Annotated in this window: 3 protein-coding genes; 2 read left to right on the top strand and 1 reads right to left on the bottom strand. The window is 71.3% G+C overall.

Annotated features, from left to right (window positions below):
* Together DEIPI_RS31075 and DEIPI_RS0113560 are read left to right on the top strand one after the other, a co-directional pair.
* Window positions 1-944: peptidylprolyl isomerase (locus DEIPI_RS31075; RefSeq protein ID WP_052351731.1), on the top strand; the 944-nt coding region annotated here is incomplete at its 5' end.
* A gap of 61 nt (window positions 945-1,005) precedes the next feature.
* A complete protein-coding gene (locus tag DEIPI_RS0113560; RefSeq protein ID WP_027482117.1) occupies window positions 1,006-1,599 on the top strand; it encodes a TetR family transcriptional regulator in 594 nt (197 codons plus the stop codon).
* On the opposite strand, the gene DEIPI_RS31070 is transcribed toward DEIPI_RS0113560, so the two are convergent.
* Window positions 1,589-1,988, bottom strand: a 400-nt coding sequence (locus DEIPI_RS31070) for a helical backbone metal receptor (protein ID WP_157463656.1), incomplete at its 5' end; no start/stop codon positions are given. The genes DEIPI_RS0113560 and DEIPI_RS31070 overlap by 11 nt on opposite strands.

The following is a 1,988-nucleotide window of genomic DNA, read 5'->3' as shown; positions in this document are numbered from 1 at the left end:
CGGCGCCCGCGCAGACCACGCCCGCCAAGCCCGCCGCGCAGCCCGCTCAGGACCCCGCGACGGTCGTGGCGCGCGTGGGACCGGAGACGCTCACCCTCGGGGAGTTCGAGCGGCAGTACCGCATCTTCGTGGGTCGCCTCGTGAACCGTCAGGGCGTGCCGTACAGCGACGAGGTGCTGCCGTACTTCGCGGAGTACCGCCCGCAGATCCTCGATCAGATCGTGCGTCAGCGCGGCATCCTGCAGCTCGCGGCGGCGGCGGGCGTGAAGTCCGACACGGCGAAGGTCGACGCGGCCGTCCAGGAGAGCCGTCAGGACTTCGAGTCGGACGCGGAGTTCGCGGACGCCCTGAAGAGCGCCGGGTACGAGAACGAGGCGCAGTTCCGCGCGAACGTGCAGGAGGCGCTCGTCTCGAACGACTACCTCGCGAAGCTGCGTGACCGCTTCAAGTTCAACGACGCGGTCGTGGCGCAGTACTACCGCTCGCACGTCGCGGACTACCGCCGCGCGGCCGAGGCCTGCGTGAAGCACATCCTCGTGAAGGACGACGCGGCGGCGAAGACCGTGCAGGACCGCCTGAAGGCGGGCGAGGACTTCGCGAAGGTCGCGGCGGACGTGTCGCTCGACCCCGGCAGCAAGGACAAGGGCGGCGACCTCGGCTGCTTCGAGCAGGGCGTGACCGTCCCGGAGTTCGACAGGGCGTCCTTCACGGGCCCGCTGAACGTCGTGCAGCAGGTGAAGTCCGAGTTCGGCACGCACGTGCTGATCGTGTCGAAGCGCACCCAGGCGGGCGTCGCGCCGCAGACCGAGGTGGACGCGGAGATCCGCCGCACCCTCGCGGACGACGCGGCGCAGAAGTACGTGACGAGCCAGCTGGCGCGCATCCGGACCGAGAAGTTCGCGGACCGCGTGGCGACCGCCGCGCCCGCACCCGAGAAGAAGTAACCTCTTCTCCTCCTCGGCGGCGCTTCCGTGCGGGAGCGCCGCTTTGCGTTACACTCCCTGCGTGGCGCGCACCGTGAATCCCGTCCGTGAGAAGCAGCGCCGTTCGGAGCTCGCGCAGGCCGCGTACCTCGCGATCTACCAGCACGGGTACGCGCACGTCACCCTGAACGACATCGCCCGCGCGGCGGGCGTGAGCAAGGGCACGCTGGTGTACTACTTCGGCAGCAAGGAACGCCTGTTCGAGGTGGTGCTGCGCCGTTTCGTGCGCACCATCGCGATCAGCACGCGCCGGGCGCTGCGGCAGGCGTCCTCCACGGACGAGAAGCTGCGGGTGTTCGTGGAGAACCAGTTCTTCGGGCTGTCGAACACGCGCCGCTTCTACACGGTCTACCTGGACTTCCTGTCGGCCAGCACGAAGGACCGCGCGCTGGGCGCGGTCACCCGCGCGTTCTTCGAGGAGTCGGAGCAGCTCGACCTGGAGCTCGCGCGGCTCACGCCGGGCGACGCGCACGCGCGGGCGTGGCAGCTCAGGGCGCTGGTGGACGGCCTGAGCATCCGCTTCCTGTACGACCGCGACCCGGACCTGGAGGCCTACCGGCGCCGCTGCGAGAACGGGATCCGCGCGCTGCTGGGACTCCCGCAGGTCAAGTCCTGATCGGCAGGTCCGCGAGGAGCGCCGCGACCGCGCGGTAGCCCTCGATGAGGCGCGGCCCGGGCCGTCCGAGGGCGGATTCGGGCACGCAGGCCACGCGGGCGCCGAGGCCACGCGCCTCCACGATCTCGGGGCGGAGCTTGCGGACGCCGCACCACGACACGATCACGAGGTCCACGCGGGCCTCGCGGAGCTCGTCGTGCGTCACGGTGACGGAGCGCGCCTCACGGTCGGCGAAGGCGTTCTCGGCGCCGAGGTCGCGCAGGAGGTCCGTGATCCAGCTGTCGCGCGCCGCCACGATGACGGGACGCGGCCACCACTCGACGACCACGCGGGGCGGCCGTTCGAAGGTCCGGCGCAGGCCCGCCACCTCGGCGCGCAGGTCGTCGGCG

It is taken from the genome of Deinococcus pimensis DSM 21231 (assembly GCF_000519345.1).
Taxonomy (GTDB): domain Bacteria; phylum Deinococcota; class Deinococci; order Deinococcales; family Deinococcaceae; genus Deinococcus_A; species Deinococcus_A pimensis.
This window is presented reverse-complemented; position numbering and strand designations above follow the sequence as displayed.